Here is an 18,100-nt window from a genome sequence, read left to right as displayed (position 1 = left end):
TCAAGTTTCATTGGAGCAATCAGTAAGTTAGAGGGGAAAAAATGATGTTAGTAAAAAAAGAGCCAGTTTCTTGGCGAGATTTACAAAAGTGTGTTGCTGAGATATTTGAAGATATGAATTATCAGGTTCTTGAAGATGCAAAATCATTTGAATTAAGAGGAGGAGACACAGTTGACCTTGACGTTTGGGTGATGGATAAAGAATCTCCTTCTAAATTTATTTATATTATTGAGTGTAAATATTGGAAGAAAAAAGTAAATAAAGAAAAAGTTCATGCTTTAAGAACTGTTGTTTCAGATGCGGGGGCAAGTATTGGTTATATTATATCTAAATCAGAATTTCAAGAAGGTGCTCTTGAAGCTGCAAAACAAACAAATATAAGATTACTTACTTGGGATGAATTTCAAATGACATTTGAAAATCAATGGGTAAAAAAAATGCTTACACGGTCAAAGGAAAAAGTTGATATTATTACAAGTATTCCTGATTTATTAGCTAAGAGAAGTTTTGATGAAAACATAACAATTAATGTATTAAAACTAATAGCAGAACTTTCTAATATTGCACATGGTTATACACATGAAGATTTTCTATATAAGAAAAATCCATTTAATACTTATAATAAAGACGGAAGCATTAAACAAAAGCATGATAATAGAAAGAAATTCTTTGAAGATTATTTTAAACAATTAGATGAATATATTAAGAAATTAGAAAAGCTAATTGGAATAAAATTAACATAGAATATATTTAAGACTTAGGTTTCTATTTAGAAATTTAAGTCTTATTTGTTTTACACAGATAAATTAATGAACTGCATTTCATAGTCTTGATAACACACTTCTTTCGTGTAACAATATGGATGTATTTCTTTTAAATGGAAATAAGAAGTGTGTAGGAGTGATACATATGAGAAAAGTTGAGATATGGCTAGATGAAAGTGGCAATTTTAATGACGAAAATAATAATAGAGTTCCTTCACTGGTCGGGGGAGTCGTTCTAAAAGGTAGACCATTTACTGAAATTTGTGCAAGAGAGATTCTTGGGACTACAAAACCTCTGCATGCTGCTGAGTTATATGAGAAGGATTTAGAAACATTAGTTAATACTGCAATTGATAAAATGAATAGCCTTGGTATAATACCAATAGTTTTTGAGAATCGTGAGCGAGTTTCTATAATTGACCCTCAAACTACCTATCTATCTGTTTTTGCAGAAGGAATCATGCAGTTAATATCAGACCTTAATTTGGATGAAGATAATCTAATTTTTGATTTGTATATTGCAAGAAGAATGTACAAAAAAGATATGATTCTTACTAGAATGAAAGATGAAGAATATATTTCAAGATTAATGGAAAGAATTTCGCTATTGAAAATCAAAAATCCAAATTTAAATAAATTTAATAACTATAAAATAAATATTCAAATAGGTTCTGCTAGAGAAGATAGGAGATTAATGGTTGCCGATTTAGTTTGTCATGCTTGGTACAGTAAAAGATACAAGTTATCCCAAAAATCGCAAGACAAATTGGAACGGATTCTAGAAGGAAAGGTCTATACAATTTTAGAACCTGGCGGTATAGCTTCCATAAAACAAAAAATAAAATTAAAAGCTCTTGGAGAAGGATTATTTGAATGGATTGGGCATTATCATGAACTAAAACAAAGTAATAATGGTACAAAGGAAAATACGAGTAAGTTGTTAAGTTTGAAAGACAGTTTGAATTCTAAGTTAGAGAAATTAAATAGGTCTGAAAAAAACATGCAATTAAATATTTTAGCAAATTACATAAAAGCACTGGTTAATTATAATAAGCAGTTTGATTTAGCAATTCCATACTTGAAAATATTTTTTGAAGAAATTGTACCTTCATTAAATGATAAAAACGTTGATACATTAAGAATTGAAGCTGAGGCACATTTTTCTCTTTTAACTACAGCTGCTAATTTAGGAAATGTTTCATTGGTAAATAAAGAAATTAATGAACTGGAATTATTAATCAGAAACTTATCGAAAAGATGGGAAAACTTAGATTTTATATCTGAATACTACATACGAAAAGGAGCATATCTTTACTCAGTTCATGATTATAAAAATTCTATTATCTTAATGGACAAACTAGAAGAAATGGTCTCTGGAATTGCAGAGATTTCTTCATCGATTCTTACTGATGAATTTAAAACAGGTGGAGGAACTATTAATTCTATTTTACTGGGTAAAGTATACGGTGTACGCTCACAAGCATACTTAAGACTAAGCATGGAGGATGTAAATTATTTAACAAAAGCTGAACAAGATTGTTATAAAGCTTTAAAACAATTTGATGCAGAAAGCGATAAGACAAGACAATTCCAAACACTTGCACAAATTAATAGTCGCAAAAAGATGTATTTATTAGCTGAAAAATATATAGCTGAATCAATCCAATTACCAAAACAAGCTAGTTCGGAAGCTATTGTTAAAAAAATTCTACTATTACCTCTACAACAGCAATCGTTTATTTGGATGCACTATCTAGCAATTTTGGCAGAATCAATGATTAATGGGGAAGTGATTTTTGCTTCAGAGAGATTTGAACTAATCAAGAAATCTATAGATATACATATGTTTGATAATAATACATATCCCAATAATATTATTCTTTTTAATTATGCAATTTGCCAAATATATATCGGTGAATATAATCAAGGTATTTCAAACTTTGAAAAAGCAATTAAGATAAGTTTTAACAATATAGAAAATGTTCTTATGATTAATCTGGGTTTGAGTACAATAGCAAAATTTCTAATAGTTCTTAATAAAAATAATAAATTAACCGATAAAACTCTTAACTCATATATAAAAGTAGTTACTACGATATTGAAGAGAATTGATAATAACGATGAATTTCCTGAAGGAATAAAAAACAGACTAAGTATGTGGGATTCAATAACAAAAAACAAACAGTTGAAATCATTGGATTTTAATACATTAAAATTACTTTCAGAAGATTTTTAATGTATTAAATAAAGAATAGTCTTTAGGAGCAGAAAAAATGAAACAAAAATATATTACTTCACAAGAATTTATAGAACTAACCTCTTTTGAAATGGAATCATATATTAAAAATCTATTTAATTTAATGGACAATTATCTAATTGGAGAGGTAGTTCAACATTCCATACGAAATAAAAAACTCTATCGTATAGAGAACATAAAAAATCCTAGAACAGGGCAAGTTTTGGGTTTGTATTTAAAAGATGCCAAACATTTAAAAAGAGCATTTTGTTATGACCAAAATTTGGAAGAATTTGAGGGTAGAACAGTTTTATTTCCATTTGAATTAAATTTAGAGGGATTAAATCAGAACAATGTCCAAATGGGGGAAATCTTTTCCCTTAAGAAAAATGAAATTATTCCTATTGACGATTTTAGTGACATATTTAGAGAATTAAAAATTGATATAAAAGATTTAGCTATTTCAGGTGTTATCGATAAAAGTGCAAACAGTGTTTTTTCAATATCGGATTTCTATCAAAATTTCATAAGAGCGAATTTTGAGGAGAAGAATAATTTACATAATAAAAGAGAAAAGCAACTAAATGAATCATTTCAAGAATATGAAGAAAACAGAAATAAAAGAGAAAAGCAACTAAATGAATCATTTCAAGAATATGAAGAAAACAGAAATAAATTAGAAAAGAGAATGAGTGATTTTTCTAAAAAAGAAAAATTGTTTAATTCATCATTATTAGAATTAGAGAAAAAAACTAATTCGTTAAAAATGTTAGGTTTTTCATTTCCAAAACTAGAAGAAATTAAACAGGAGATAGACAAGGATAATGCACTTGTACTTCCAATTCCAGCGTTAGAAAGTGAATTATTAGAACAAATAAAACACCAAATATATTCTAGGTCAAATAGGTTAGTTTATGAGCAAACTACGCTGCGTAGTTTTTATACAGCATTAAAAACAAACGAATTAATAATATTAAGTGGTCCATCTGGTACGGGGAAATCAAGTTTAGTATCTGTTATAGCTGATACTATCGGTGCTAAAAAACGTATAATTCCTGTTCAGCCAAGTTGGACTGATAAACAAGATTTACTTGGCTTTTATAATCCTTTAAAAAAACAATATGTTTCTTCTCCTCTTTTAGATGTAATTATTGAAGCAAAAGAAAATAAGGAATTATATAAAGAGAATGCTGATTTGTATTTGGTTTGTTTAGATGAGTTAAACTTGGCTCAGGTCGAATACTATTTAGCTGATATTTTGAGTGTGCGTGAACAGGAAAATGAAGGGATACAATTGTACAGTAAATATGAATTTGAACAGGCTATGGAGGAAATAGAATGGTTTGTTCAAAAATCTTTAAAATACAATAAAGAAGAGTTAGAAAAGTGGAAAAAAAGCAATAATATAGACTTAAACTCTTTAAAGGAATTGGAGTATCTACAAAGGTATAAAAATCTAATGCGTTTTCAGCCTATGTTGGTTATTCCGGATAACATTAGATTTATAGGAACTATTAATGTAGATGGGACTACTAAACCTCTTAGTCCAAAGGTTATTGATAGAAGTTTTGTAATCCCTATAATGAAACAACAAAAAGAGAATCATGAAATTACCAATATAGGTACCTTCCAATTAAATGCAGATAATTTTAAAGTTAATATAGATATCAAGACTGAAGTAAAATGCAATCAAATAGAAAAAGAGATATTTGATAATTTTGTTAGTTTATTAGAAAAATTAAATTCTGATTATAATGACCGTGTAAAAAACCACATTAAGAAGTATATTGCAGCAAATATAAAACTTGAGAAGAATTCTAAAATTCTTTTAGATGAAATCTTTATTTCAAAAATCTTACCAAGAATAAACTATCTTTTATCTTCTGATACTGATATACATCAGAATTTAAAAGATAAAGTAATAGAGTTTTTGGGTGATAAGAGTGCCAGTTCCAAGAAAATAGAGTCTATGATATTACATGCTGAACAAACTAGTATATTTTCATATTGGGGATAGTAGTTATGAAATTAATTCCTTATATGATATATGTTGATTATAATCATACTGTAAATTTGCTGGCGGATAAAACGTTACCTGTTAAAAGTATAGTTCTTGGTGAAAAAATTAAGTATGATAATACAAATAATTTTTGGTATACACAAAATCACTACAGAGCCACTGTGAAATTAGATAATGAAACAAAAACGACAAGATTTTTTCAAATAGGTTTTAAACTTTTAGATTGTAATGATAACAGAGTAACTGTCCAATATAAGTCAATTAGGTCAGAAAATAACACAATTTTAACGTATGACAACACTAATGAAGTGTGGTATCAAAAAAGCAAATTTGAAAATAGTAAATCTGTAAATAAATTTATTTTTTCTAAGAGAACTGATGATTTTTTAAGAGGTCTAAACCATTCTGGACAATTAAATGTAGGAGTTTATAGTGGTTTAGATTTATTATTATCCGAAAAAATATTGTTTTTTCCATCATCTATTCCTGTATCACAATATAATATTATGATAAGTGATTTGTTTAGAATTAGAGAAAGTCTTATTAAGAATGAAAAAATTGATATATCGGTAAATACACAAAAGACAAAAACGATTGACAAGCTTGAAAATATTGTAAAGGATATTGAGGCACCTTTAAAGTATATTAACAGGTTTCCAGCTACTAATTTATCCATCAAAAAAGCTTATGTTAAAGAAGCATTAATTTTAAGATATGACCCACAAACAGAGATACAAAAAATAATAAATCCAGGTAAATCAAAATATAAAACTCAAGTAAATATTGATAACTCTGCAATTTATGAAAACAAAATAATAAAACAGCAATTAGAAAAAATATGGGGATACTCTAAATTCTTTAGTGCTAATTCTAATTTAGTTGATGCAGATAAAATTCAAAGTATCAATGAGGCAAAATCTATTATTTTGAAAGGTAGTCCTCGTATAAGAAACTATGTTAATTACTATGGGGGCATTGATAGTATTGAAATCTCTAGTTTGGAGTTTATAACACAAAAAATAGAGTCTGATTTTAAATTTAAAAATAATGAAATTATAGAGAGACAAAATTGGATTTCTACTATTTTAAAAAGAAATAAATTTCAAAGGAGTAAGAGGGAGAATTATTCTGAGGTACCAATTAAATTGAAATTAAGAGTTTCTTCGGATTTTTATGAAAAGAATTTAAAAATTAACAAAGACAGTATTAATGTAATGATTAAATCTGGTAAATCACAAGAAAATAATGTTCCTCCAATCTTATTTGTAGGATATGAATATTACTACAATAAAAAATGGAACGAGCCTATCTTAGAAAAACATAGTATGTTCTGTGAGTTAGAAACTAATTTTTTATCAAATAATGAACTTTTATTGCTATTAAAAGCACTAGAAGAATGTGGTCAAAAAGCTGATGTTCTTGGAAAAGAGATAGATATTAATATAAACGGTTATGTGATTTTAAATAAGAATATCATGCATGCTCACAGCACAGAAGATATATTAGGAATACCTTCAAATAACCCCTGGCGTAATAAATATAAATTCATTTTTAAGGAAATTGTCTCGATTGGATTGAATGAAACTGAGTATATACTTTTAACACCTGAAACTCAAAAAATTAATGAGTTAAGTCGACTATTATTGAGTTATGATTTTTATATTCAGGAAATTGAGGAGCGTAAAGACCAATTAGAGTTAGAAAAACAAACCATGAGACAAATAACTCAACTCTTACTTAACAATATAGCTATACAGGAACAGGGTGAGCGTTATCAAAATTTAGCTAATAAAATTGAAAGTTATCTAAGGTTGGAGATTTTTAAAGGTATACAAAATATAGACTATGAACCGATTCGTCCAACTCAATTGTTTTTACATGACCCTAATTATAAAAAGGTGTGGAAATCTCTAAATGATATTGAGGAGGAAATTGGAGCATCATTAATTCCAGATAATAAAAAAAGACAACTTGGCGTGAAAAAAGTAGATGAGATTTTTGAGATATGGTCATTAATGAAGATGATAAATATGTTAACAGGTCTTATGGGATGGACAATATTAAATAAAAAAATACTGATAGACAGTATTGATACTTATTTAACTTCAAATAGGAAGTTAAAAGGATTTAGTATTGAATTGGAACTCGATATTTGGCGTATCGAATTGACATATGAAGCAAAGGTTAATCTAGAAGGAAATGCTTATAGAGAGCCAGATTATCGATTTATTTTTAAAGGTAAAAACAATTGGGGACAGTTTGTAGATATAGGTGTAGTATACCTAGATGCAAAATATCGAAACTACAAAGAACAAGATAAAGAAAATTTTGGTGAAAATGAATGGTCCAAGGATATCAAGGATATTGCAATCGAAAGATATGGTAATTTATTGCATAAAAATAAGCCTCATTTAAAAACTATAGCATCGTTCATTATTCATCCAGATATTGAACTAGGAATGAGAAAAGAAACTAAAGGCGAAAATTATTTTGCTTTTTACAATAGGAACCAATTTCCAAAATCAATAGATAATCAAAGGAATGAAGAAATTCATAAATATGGGTCAATTTATTTTCTACCTATATCAACTCATTCGTTTAAAAATTGGTTTAGAATGATTATGGAGTATAAATTAAATTTATTTGAAAAATGTTGGACTTGTGGGGAACATAACAATATTAATAAAATAATAAAATATACCGGTAAAGGATATCCAAAATATCATTATCAATGTAGAGAATGTAATGAGTTCTGGGTGAAAAATCACTGTAGACAACATGGACATAAGTTAATAAAACATGTAAATAATTATCATAGGCAGCCTTCAGTTCAATATGAGTGGTATGTAGTTTGTCCAGCTTGTGGTGATGGGTTTCAATTTGAAAAGTAATAGTATTTGTCTGTAAAAAAGGAAATCACTGCTCATAATTAGGAAGAAACATAATTCAAGTGTCTTTTTAATCAACCCATTGTATGGAGTGATTTACTTTATTTAACACCAGAATCCATCACTGAATATCAAGGCTGCTAATTGACACATTGCAGTATACTTAATTATAATTTGAAATAACACGATTCTTAATTAAATACCCTTAAAAAATACTATTTAGAGGGTTAAAGTCGTGTTAAGTTAACCAAAATTACCGAAGCCAAGATGTTCATTAAACCCTAATATGACGCGGTTATCCCGATACTAACCGGTACCGATACCACGCGCACGACTCAAAATCGTGTTCCTTCTGGAGTGTCGGTTCGACCCCGACCACCGGTACCATTTTACTTAACTTAACAGCATACATTCAAGGCTTCTCACGTTTGTGGGGAGTTTTTTTATTTTTTTGCAAGCTATTTACCAGATATTTAGCTTTAAAGGAAGTTTTCATGCTTCTATAGAAAGACTAAAAACAATCATTTTTTACGGAAGGATATTTTAATATGGGAGATTTTTTCGTTAGAATGAAAAATGAATTAGGTATATCCTTAAATAATGTTCAAAAGAAAGCAGTGCTGCAGACTGATGGACCTCTTCTTTTGCTTGCATCACCAGGCTCAGGGAAAACGACGACGATCATTATGCGTATTGGTTATTTAATCGAGGAACAAGGTGTAAATCCATCTCGTATTAAAGCTGTTACGTTTAGTAAAGCTTCGGCCAATGATATGAAAGAACGGTTCATGCGTTTTTATCCACATATGCAGCCAGTAGACTTCTCTACAATTCATAGCTTTGCCTTTGAAGTAGTTAGGGATTATTTTAGAAAGCTGGGAACTGCTTTTCGAATAATTGAAGGGGATCAGGAAATTGAAGAGAAAACAGCGTTGGTAAAGAATACCTCGTTAAACAAGAAGCTAATTTTAAGAAATTTATTTAAGTCAATTGCAGGCGAGAACATAACTGAAGATCAAATGGAGGAGCTGACAACTTACATCAGTTACATTAAAAATAAAATGATTCCTCAAGACCAATGGTCAACGGTAGCATGTGATGTTTCGAAAGCTGAACAAATTATGAGCGAATATGAAGAATTTAAGCGTTCAGATAAGAATCAGGTTTTATTGGATTTTGACGATATGCTAACGACCGGTAATCATATTTTAGAACAAGAAAAGCAGCTGCTAAGCAAGTATCAGCAAAGGTACGATTACATTTTAACGGATGAAAGCCAGGATACGTCTTTGGTACAACATTCTATAATAGAAAAACTGGTCGCCAAACATAAAAATTTATGTGTTGTGGCAGATGATGACCAGTCAATCTATAGCTGGAGAGGTGCTGAGCCTTCTTATTTACTTGAATTTAAGAAGGTATATCCGGAAGCTGCAATTCTTTTCATGGAGCAAAATTATCGCTCGACACAGGACATCGTCCAAGTTTCAAATCAGTTTATTAAACGAAACAGAAATAGATATGAAAAGAATATGTTCACTGAAAACTCTTCTTATAAACCGATTCAAATAAGGAATTTAACAAATTTCAAGGAACAATCGAAATACTTGGTTACTGAACTTAAAGATACAGATAATCTTAAGGAAATTGCTATTTTATATCGCAACAATTCTTCATCTATTGGGTTAATGAATGATTTTGATCGTGCAGGAGTTCCTTTTTATATGAAGGATGCTGATAATCGATTCTTTTCCCACTGGGTTGTTCAAGATATCTTGAATTTTATGCGAATGGCTTTTACAGATAAACGCCCTGATCTTTTAGAAAAAATTCATTTGAAATTCAATGGTTACATTAGTAAGCAGCAGATGAATGCTTTGAAGCAATTGAATAATAATCGTTCTGTATTTGATAATTTGCTGAATCATGTTGAATTACAGGAATACCAAGTTAAGCTATTGAGTGCCAGCAAAGAAACATTTAAAGAGATGAAAGAGATGAAACCGCTTAGTGCGATTCGTGTTATAAGGGATCGCCTAGGTTACGAAAAGGCTTTGGAGAAGATATGCAAGAGTCTCGGGTTTCGAAATGATTACTTGATAAGTATTTTAAATACCCTTGAAGAGATTGCAGCTGACCTTGAGTCTCTTGAGGGTTTTGCAAAAAGATTAAAGCATTTAGAAAATGTTTTAAAGACAGCTAAGAAGAAAAAGGGGCAACATGCTGTAACGCTTTCTACTTTTCATAGCTCAAAGGGGCTTGAATTTGAAAAGGTATATATGATTGATTTAGTAGATGGGGTCATTCCGTCCAGTGATGATCGAGCTGACAGCAGTTTAATGGAAGAAGCAACTCGTCTTTTTTATGTAGGGATGACTCGTGCAAAAAAACAATTAAAACTTATTACTTATGGATACCGTGATGAAAAAAAGGTTGAAGTGTCCCCATTTGTTACAGACGTTAAGAATATAGTGAATCCTGCTGATTCCGTGGAAAACGTAATTTTAAAGAGAGAAATAGTCAACAAGGAAAAATCTAAGTATATGAAAAAGGTTGATGGAGTCCCTTATAATCCTAATGCCATTCGGGAAAAGGAAGAATTACGTGCGGGGCTTGTAGTTGTTCATAGGGTGTTCGGAACAGGGGAAATTACAGAAGTGAAAGATGAGTATATTCAGATGAAATTTCCAGCTAAAGAAAAAATGCTCTCTATAAAAGCATGCCTAGAAATGGGTTTATTGGAGCCGGTTTAAATAAATGAGCAAAGACGGATTCTGCATTCTGCAGGGTCCGTCTTTAGTTTTATGTAACTATTTGTCGTAATAGGTCTAAATCCCTTAAAATATTTTAATTTTTTACAATTTTCTGATTAGTAAGGAGGATTTATTCTGCTTTATCCGAATTATACATTCTAGTAGAAGTGAATAGGTATTCACTTTTATCAAATGTTCTTATCTTGTAAATACGGGGGTAAACGGGATGAATGTCTTTCACTTATTTTTAGCTGAAATGGCAAAACTTGCAGTAAAGAAAGGGGTATTGATTTCGGTCATCGGTGCCTTGCTCGTACCAGTTGTATATGGGGGTATCTTATTATCTCCAAAGTGGGATCCTTACGACAATTTGTCAAACCTTCCTGTTGCGGTTGTCAACAAGGATAAAGGGGCAACGTCTGATGGAGAACCGATCAATGTCGGTAAAGATTTAGTGGCAGACTTAAAGAAAGGAAAGGATCTTGGGTGGGATTTTGTAGACGCTTCTGAAGCAAAAAAGGGACTTGATAGCCTAAAATATTATATGGTGATCGAAATCCCGGATGATTTTTCAGAAAGAGTTACAACAGTGACTGAAAAAGATCCAAAGAAGCCGGAGTTAAACTATATACAAAATCAAGGTTTGAACTTCCTTGCTGCTAAAGTAACGAGCAGTGCCACTGAAAAAATTAGAGAAAAACTAGGGGATAAAATTACGGAGAAGTATACGAGTAATATGTTTGCAAGTCTTGGGGATGTTTCTGAAGGGTTCCAGTCAGCTGCTGACGGTTCAGCCCAGCTCAATGATGGGATGACAGAACTCCATGATGGAACAAACCAACTTTTGCAATCGCTTACAGAAAAATCAGGAGATATTTCGAAGCTTGCAAATGGTGCTAAAGAGTTAGATGCAGGAACAGGACAAATGCTTAGCTCTTTATCAGGGAAACAAGGAGATATAAGCAAGCTTGCGAATGGGTCTAGAGACTTAAGCGCAGGTACACAAACATTGCTTAATTCGTTATTAGGCAAACAAGGTGATATTACCAAGCTGGCTAATGGTGCAAAAGATTTGAATGCAGGTACGCAAAACTTGCTTGGTTCTTTGTTAGGTAAACAAAGTGATATAAGCTTGTTGGCGAAAGGCTCCAGTGATTTAAATAACGGTACACAGGATTTGCTTAGTTCTTTAACAGGTAAGCAAGGTGATATAAGTAAGCTGGCACAGGGATCTAATGATTTAAATGCCGGTACACAAGATTTGCTTAATTCACTACAGGCTAAATCAGGAGACATTTCAAAATTAGCTGATGGAGCAAACCTGGCAAATGACGGAACTGGTCAATTGTTAAAAGGGTTAAAGGATAACCAGCCTGGGGTCAAACAATTGGCTGATGGAGCTAAAGAGCTCCAAAGTAGGATTCCAGAGTTAAAAGCAGGAACCTCGGCAGTTCTTACGGGACTGAAAGGTGCTCAGGCGGCAATACAAGGTAAGATAACACCTGGCACACAAGCAATTTCAGATGGTGTTAATACGGTAGTAACTGAGTCTCAATCACTTGGGGCAGGGCTGACTGGATTATCAGCAGATTTGCAAGCTTATTTAAGCAAACACCCTGAACTTCAGAATGATACGGAGTTTATGAAAATTTATCTTACAGGAAAAGGGTTAGCTTCCGCAGCAACAGATCCTGAAAAAGGGAAAAAACTTATGGATTTAAAAAACGGTGCATCTGAATTGGCAGCTGCTTTTACAAAACATGATGTACCTAATCCAAATTCCTTAGCTGATGGTGTTAACCAAATGGTTGAAGGACAAACTTCAATAGATAATGGAGTAAAAACCTTAAGCGAAAAAGTGCCAGCGCTTCAGCAAGGGACTGCGTCTATTGAAGATGGCTGGAATACGATGGTCGATAAAGTAGGGGATTTAAAAGCTGGTACTGAACTGATTGCTGCAGGTAACCAATCAGTTAATAAAGGCTGGGGCGACCTAACAGATGGTGCAACAAGATTAAACGATGGCGCTAGTCAAATATCAGCAGGAAATGCAGCCGTAGAAAAAGGCTGGGGTGATTTAACGAATGGAGCAACAAGATTAAATGCTGGAGCCAGCCAAATTTCAGCAGGAAATCAAGCAGTCAACAAAGGCTGGGGTGATTTGACAGTAGGCGCTACACGCTTAAATGATGGTGCTGGTCAAATTTCAGCAGGTAACCAATCAGTCAATAAGGGCTGGGGTGATCTGACAGTAGGTGCTGCGAAATTAAATGATGGAGCTGGCCAGATTTCAGCTGGTAACTCAACTGTAGAAAAAGGCTGGAGAGACTTGACGAGCGGTGCAGCTAAAATCCATTCAGGTACATCACAATTGAGTGACGGAAACTTAGCGGTAGAAAAAGGCTGGGGAGATCTGACTGATGGTGTAACGAAGCTTAACGATGGTGCTGGAAAATTAAACGATGGAAGCATGAAATTGTCTACTGGTCTTAAAGACGGTGCAGAACAAACAAGCGGTATTAATGATGATGACAAAAACATAAACATGTTCTCATCACCTGTTGAATTAAAGAGTGATGTTGTTAATAAATATCCTCATTATCGTGATTCAACAGCTCCTTATGTACTATCATTAGCCTTGTTTGCAGGGATTTTGATCATGTCGTTATTTATTAACTTTAAAAAGCCTGAAGATATTTCAGCTCTATCTTGGTTCGGGGCTAAGTTTATGAATTTGGCAGCATTGGCCATTGCTCAGGCGCTTCTGCTTTGCGCGGTAGTCATGCTCATCTTAAAAGTATCCGTACAAAATCCAGGTGGATTTGTTCTTTTTGCGATATTTGTAAGCTTAGTGTTCACCGGAATCGTAATGTTCTTTGCATCCCTAGGAAATGTGGGACGTTTTATCGCATTTGCACTAGTGGTACTTCAGCTTTCAATTACAGGAGGAAACCTTCCTATTGAGATGCTGCCGGCAGACTTGCGTAATCTAAGTCAGTTCCTGCCGTTTACGTACTCAATTGAAGGATTTAAATCACTTATTTCATTGAATGACTTTGGAACAGCTTTATCCAATATGGGAGTCTTACTCGTTTATCTTGTTGGTTTCACTTTACTGTCATTTGCAGTAATTATGTTTACATCGAGCAAGAGCCAGCCTCAAAAATTAGATATAGCTGGCTGATAAACAGTTATGTAATTATCAAAAGTCCCTCGCATCAGCGAGGGACTTTTTTCATGAAAATGAATAAATGGCTGTACGAATCAAGTTTCTTTGAATCTTCTTCTTGTACACTGAATATTTAAGGTGTAAGGAGGTAGATGCTCATGGATAGAAGGTGGATCGTAACGACCTGTATCGTTTTGATAACAATCTGTCTAACCTCTATATTTTTCCTGATTATTGATATTGTGCATTATTTTAATGTAATTGAAATTATGATGATTAAGATACAGCACGCAATTAAAATAATCTTTATTTTAATTCTAATCTTGTTTTTTTCACTGCTTATTCTTTCGAAGAACATATGATTTAAAAGCATTTTTACTTTGGTAAAATGCTTTTTTGTTTGGCTGTAGAACCAGCTAGCGGGTTTAGAAATTATTTTGTGAATGGCGGAAGTAAAGTAAATATTATTTTAGGCAAGAATGACGATTTATTTTTGCCAGAATACGTTTATGAGTTAGATGAAGGGGACGAAATTGAAGCTACGCTATCCGTAAAATACACGTTAGTGGAATAAAAAAATAAAGAACTTGTCATAAATTTAATACATGCTGCTTATATATGTAACAAGTTAGTTGTAGGTTTTAATGCAGGGGTTCGTTGGTACCAATGAATCCCTGCATTTTTTTTTGTTGATTGATAAGCGGCGAATCTCTTCGTCAGTTTTGTTCTTGCGGTGCTCACGTAGGCACTATGCTCCTGCGGTTACTCGTCGCTCCGCTCCTCAGAACTAATAGTATTTAAACATTTGTTTAAATAACCTGGATTTCAGCTGTTCCGCCATTTACTTGGGTAAACATGTCTGCCATGGATTGTAATAGTTTTTCAGCTTCGCTTTTATCCATTGATGGCTGAAGATAGACGATATGTAAGGCGCTTTTTACCGTTTCATTGACCATCGTTCTTTTTGAATCGACGATTGGACTTCCAAACGCGCCTATTTCATCTCCTGATAAAAGTTTGCCTTCCATGTTCATTTCACGGCCGTTTAGCCCTTCATATGTATCTTCAGCGGTTCCGATTCTGATCTCTACATTGCCCTTTACTTCATCGAGGTTATATAAACCAATTGGTATAGCAAAACGAATGGAGAAGAAATTGTTCACGTCCACACCCGAATTGATCGGAGGCAGTTCTTTACCGCTTAAAACACGGCGGAGAAGGGCTTCTGAAGCTGGACGGTACCGAGACGGATCAGTTCCGAGCGTTTTAAAGACTGAACGGTATTCTGCGACACCAGGGTAGTCAGCGGCTTGTTTATCCTCGAGTTTTAAAGATTCTAGAAATAGCTGGAATCGGCCTTTAATCATTTGCGGTGATTCACTAATAACGATATTATGGTAAGTAATTGTGCCTATTTTAAATTGCGGGACAAGTTCCTTAATTTTTGGTGAAATGGTTACCATAGCAGGGACTCCGTTTCGTATAAGATATAATTGTAGTTTACCATATTAGCGGAAAATAAATGTGAAAGGAGGGATATGCATGACAGGTGCCCAGTTGAAAGAGGAGATTGTTGCATATAGTAAAGAAATCGGCATTGATAAAATTGGTTTTGCTAATGCGGATGTCTTTGCAGGACTTAAGGAACGTCTCCGGCTGCAGCAAGAATTAAATTATCAATCAGGATTTGAAGAAGAAGATATTGAGAAACGAACGAAACCAGAGCTGCTTCTTTCAGGGGCTTCTACTATTATTTCTATCGCCCTTGCATATCCCTCCAAAATGAAAAATGCGCCGAGAAGTATAAAAGGAGAGCGGAGAGGGATTTTTTGCAGAGCGTCATGGGGCAGAGATTATCATCATATTTTAAGAGAGAAGCTGGCTCTTTTAGAAGCTTTTATTTTAGAAAAAGTTCCTGCGGCACAAGTAAAGTCAATGGTCGATACAGGAGAACTTTCTGACAGAGCAGTTGCAGAACGTGCTGGTATAGGCTGGAGTGCAAAAAACTGCGCCATTATTTCTCCAGAATTCGGTTCTTATATGTACTTAGGTGAACTGATAACGAATGTAGCTTTACCGGTTGATCAGCCAATGGAAGATCAATGCGGTACTTGTAATAAATGTGTTGATGCATGCCCGACTGGCGCTCTTGTTCAGGGCGGACAGCTAGATTCTAATAAGTGCATTGCATTCCTAACCCAAACGAAAGGCTTCTTGCCTGACCAATATAGAGAAAAACTAGGTAACCGGCTATACGGGTGTGATACGTGTCAGACCGTTTGCCCTGAAAATAAAGGAAAAGACTTTCATCATCATGATGAAATGGAGCCTGATCCAGAAATAGCTAAACCGCTTTTAAAACCTTTGTTGACAATCAGCAATAGAGATTTCAAAGAAAAGTTTGGTCAAGTTTCGGGCAGCTGGAGAGGGAAAAAACCGATTCAGCGAAATGCGATTATTGCCCTTGCGCATTTTAAAGATGAGTCCGCTGTACCGGATCTTATTCAATTAATGCATACGGATCCCAGACCGGTAATAAGAGGGACTGCAGCTTGGGCGATCGGTAAAATAGGCGGAGATCAAGCGGCATTGGAATTGTCTAAAGCAAAAGAACGTGAAAAAGACGATTTGGTGGCGCTAGAGATAGATAAAGGACTCAAAATGGTTCGAAATCAGGAAATTTCGTAATCGCATATGTTTTAAGTGTCCGATATAGTAAGGTCACAGTATTGAAAAGAAGGGATATTTTATGTGTCAGATTAAAACGTTGCTCTATTATGAAGAAATGGAAAGCGTAATCGGACCATTAACAATCATTGCAACAGAGAACGGAATCTGTCGCCTCGATTTTGGTTCGATGGAGGATAATCTTCCATCTTTGCAAGCTTGGATGGCGAAACATTTTATTAAAGGGGAACTGGTTCATTCTCCTGAAAAATTAGCAGATGCAGTTCATCAGCTAAATGATTATTTTGCAGGTCATCTGCAAGAATTTAATATCACTTATGATTTATTTGGTACTGTTTTTCAAAAAAAGGTTTGGACGCAGCTCACACAAATTCCTTATGGAGCAACTTGCTCTTATAAAGAAGTAGCCCAAGGGATCGGGGCACCGAAGGCCGTTCGTGCCGTCGGAAGTGCCAACAACCAAAATCCAGTTCCTGTGTTCATTCCGTGTCATCGAGTCATTGGCAGCAATGGTGCGCTAGTTGGTTATGGCGGGGGCTTAGACAAGAAAGAAATTTTATTATCAATTGAACAGAATAGCTGTAAGAAGACTTCATAGAGCCCAGGATAGGGTTCTTTTTTTTTATGTCACCCACATATGTTAATAGTGCAGGGAGGGATGTCTTGTGTGGGTGGATGCACTTAAACAGTATATCCAGTATCAATCACAGTGGATGATTCATGCGGATGGTGATGGAAGAGGCTTCTTTTTAAAAGAAGAACAGGAAAGTTTTTTGCGTAAAAAGCAAATGCTTAACGATAGAAAAGCATTCATTGTAAATAATCAGGCTAACGGCAGTATTCTGCGGAAAACTGAATCAGAAAACCGTGCACAGGTAGATTATCTTGTACATTATAGCCTGCTCATTAAACAAGAGTTTGATTTTTATGTGGAAGAAATGTCTCAAGAACGGCGGGCTGTTTTTGTTGATGGCGAGATGATCAGTGATGAACCGGTAATCGTTGAAGGAAACTACAAGGAATTGCCAAAGATCGAACGTGAGAATGAATCGATCGTACCTTCAAAGGATGGTTATGACAGACTAGCAGCCGTCCGTTATGCAGAGAGGTGGTGGAATTCCTATAACCCTGCTTTTAAGACATTCGAAAACGACTGTACGAATTATATTTCGCAATGTATTCATGGAGGCGGTATTCCGATGACTCCTCAGTCGATTAAGTCAAAGGGATGGTGGATGCGAAATAATTCCTGGAGCTACAGCTGGTCAGTAGCAAATGCTTTCAGGTGGTATTTGAGCGGGTCGAAGTCAAGTTTGCAGGCACAAGAGAAATCGTCTGCACATCTACTGCTCCCTGGTGATGTGATTTGCTACGACTTTACCGGTGATGGCCATTATCAGCATAGTACGATTGTGGTTGCGAAAGATCAGTCAGGGGAACCGCTAGTGAATGCTCATACAACCAATAGCCGAATGCGTTACTGGGGCTATGAAGACTCGACAGCTTATACGAAGAGAATTCAGTATAAATTTTTTCACATCATATAAAACCAAAGCTCACCAATAAAAGAGTGATATTCCTG

At 33.9% G+C, this 18,100-nt stretch carries 11 protein-coding genes; 10 read left to right on the top strand and 1 reads right to left on the bottom strand.

The window, feature by feature from the left end; all coding sequences use genetic code 11:
* Positions 1-41: 41 nt before the first annotated feature.
* The 7 genes from J2X07_RS18260 (at position 42) to J2X07_RS18230 (ending at position 14,404) form a co-directional block, all read left to right on the top strand.
* The gene (locus tag J2X07_RS18260; protein WP_310262146.1) at positions 42-743 is read left to right on the top strand and encodes a restriction endonuclease; all 702 of its coding nucleotides are present in this window, start codon (positions 42-44) and stop codon (positions 741-743) included.
* Between the two features lie 166 nt (positions 744-909).
* Entirely contained in the window at positions 910-3,000 is a 2,091-nt protein-coding gene (locus J2X07_RS18255) for a hypothetical protein (protein ID WP_310262143.1), read from the top strand.
* A 37-nt stretch (positions 3,001-3,037) separates the two neighbouring features.
* Positions 3,038-5,017: an AAA family ATPase gene (locus J2X07_RS18250; protein ID WP_310262140.1), complete on the top strand. Its 1,980-nt coding sequence runs from the start codon at positions 3,038-3,040 to the stop codon at positions 5,015-5,017.
* A gap of 5 nt (positions 5,018-5,022) precedes the next feature.
* Positions 5,023-7,911 carry a nuclease domain-containing protein gene (locus tag J2X07_RS18245; protein ID WP_310262137.1) on the top strand — a complete coding sequence of 963 codons (2,889 nt, stop codon included), beginning with the start codon at positions 5,023-5,025 and terminating at the stop codon, positions 7,909-7,911.
* Between the two features lie 566 nt (positions 7,912-8,477).
* Complete coding sequence (locus J2X07_RS18240) at positions 8,478-10,661, top strand: ATP-dependent helicase (RefSeq protein WP_310262134.1); 2,184 nt, start codon at positions 8,478-8,480, stop codon at positions 10,659-10,661.
* Positions 10,662-10,887: 226 nt separating this feature from the next.
* Positions 10,888-13,845 carry a YhgE/Pip domain-containing protein gene (locus J2X07_RS18235; RefSeq protein WP_310262131.1) on the top strand — a complete coding sequence of 986 codons (2,958 nt, stop codon included), beginning with the start codon at positions 10,888-10,890 and terminating at the stop codon, positions 13,843-13,845.
* A 385-nt stretch (positions 13,846-14,230) separates the two neighbouring features.
* Positions 14,231-14,404 (top strand): hypothetical protein, encoded by a 174-nt coding sequence (locus J2X07_RS18230; RefSeq protein ID WP_310262128.1) that lies wholly within the window; start codon positions 14,231-14,233, stop codon positions 14,402-14,404.
* A 235-nt stretch (positions 14,405-14,639) separates the two neighbouring features.
* Here J2X07_RS18230 and J2X07_RS18225 read toward each other — a convergent pair whose 3' ends face one another.
* Positions 14,640-15,293 carry a B3/B4 domain-containing protein gene (locus tag J2X07_RS18225; RefSeq protein ID WP_310262123.1) on the bottom strand — a complete coding sequence of 218 codons (654 nt, stop codon included), beginning with the start codon at positions 15,291-15,293 and terminating at the stop codon, positions 14,640-14,642.
* A 79-nt stretch (positions 15,294-15,372) separates the two neighbouring features.
* Here J2X07_RS18225 and queG point away from each other — a divergent pair, with 79 nt between their 5' ends.
* The 3 genes from queG (at position 15,373) to J2X07_RS18210 (ending at position 18,065) form a co-directional block, all read left to right on the top strand.
* Complete coding sequence (gene queG, locus J2X07_RS18220; protein WP_310262121.1) at positions 15,373-16,518, top strand: tRNA epoxyqueuosine(34) reductase QueG; 1,146 nt, start codon at positions 15,373-15,375, stop codon at positions 16,516-16,518.
* Between the two features lie 61 nt (positions 16,519-16,579).
* Entirely contained in the window at positions 16,580-17,116 is a 537-nt protein-coding gene (locus tag J2X07_RS18215) for a methylated-DNA--[protein]-cysteine S-methyltransferase (RefSeq protein WP_310262119.1), read from the top strand.
* Positions 17,117-17,183: 67 nt separating this feature from the next.
* Positions 17,184-18,065, top strand: coding sequence for an amidase domain-containing protein (locus tag J2X07_RS18210; RefSeq protein ID WP_310262116.1), 882 nt, complete (start codon positions 17,184-17,186; stop codon positions 18,063-18,065).
* Positions 18,066-18,100 lie beyond the last annotated feature (35 nt).

This window comes from Fictibacillus barbaricus, assembly GCF_031457135.1.
In the GTDB taxonomy this organism is placed as follows: Bacteria; Bacillota; Bacilli; order Bacillales; family Fictibacillaceae; genus Fictibacillus; species Fictibacillus barbaricus_A.
The sequence above is the reverse complement of the archived record's forward strand: the minus strand, read 5'-3'. Positions and strand labels throughout refer to the sequence as shown.